General features: G+C 48.4%; 1 protein-coding gene. It reads left to right on the top strand.

Features of this window, described 5'->3' with window-relative positions; translation table 11 throughout:
* A partial coding sequence (locus A3750_RS21925) for a CHASE2 domain-containing protein (protein WP_156498831.1) occupies nt 1-930 on the top strand: 930 nt, incomplete at both ends.

Here is a 930-nt window from a genome sequence, read left to right as displayed (position 1 = left end):
GAGTATAAATCCTCCCTGATTGTATTCGACGTGCTCTTTTCGGAGTACGATACGCAGCACCCCGAGGATGATCTAAGACTCACTCAAGCAATCGAGAACGCGGGCAATGTCCTGCTCCCCTTGCATATTCACCCATTGGCCTACGACAAGCCACTTTCTGAAATCTTACCCATTCCGGAACTAGCAAATGCCGCAAAGGGCTTAGGCCATGTTCATGTTGAGCTAGACGAGGACGGATTAACACGCGGGATTTATCTCAATACGGGCGTTGGCGAAGCATACTGGCCCTCAATCTCACTCGCAATGGCGATTGAAACCAATCCCATGATCCAGTACCTACAAGAGATCCGGCAACAAACGCGCGCGCCGTATGTCTCGGTTAATAGTGAGTATCGCTTAATCCCCTTCGCAGGCCCCCGCGGTACCTATCCTACTCATAGCTTTATCGATGTCATGTCGAACAAAGTAGACCCTAATACTTTTAGAGATAAAACGGTTCTCATTGGCGCTACTGCGGCAGGGCTAGGCGACATCATTCCGACGCCATTCTCACACATGAACAGCCCTATGTCCGGAGTAGAAATTCACGCAAACGCCTATTCAGCAATCGTCAATGGAGAAATCATCCAGACCGTTTCTGAACGATGGACTTATCTTTTAACGTTCGCATTTATTCTGATACCCATTCTGATCTTCCCTCGAATTCGCCCAACCTTAGTGATGCCCTCGACCATTCTTCTGGTCGGCTGCATTCTCGGTTTTAGCTACATTCTTCTCGCATATGAAAGAACATGGTTTCCCCCGGTAAATAGCGTGCTAGGTATTCTCATTGCCTATCCACTCTGGAGCTGGCAGCGTATGCGACATCTAAACAGTTTTTTCAGCAACGAGCTTGAAAGGCTTAGCCAAGAACCAGACTTAAGCTTTCGC

This window comes from Oleiphilus sp. HI0079 (assembly GCF_001635105.1).
The sequence above is the reverse complement of the archived record's forward strand: the minus strand, read 5'-3'. Positions and strand labels throughout refer to the sequence as shown.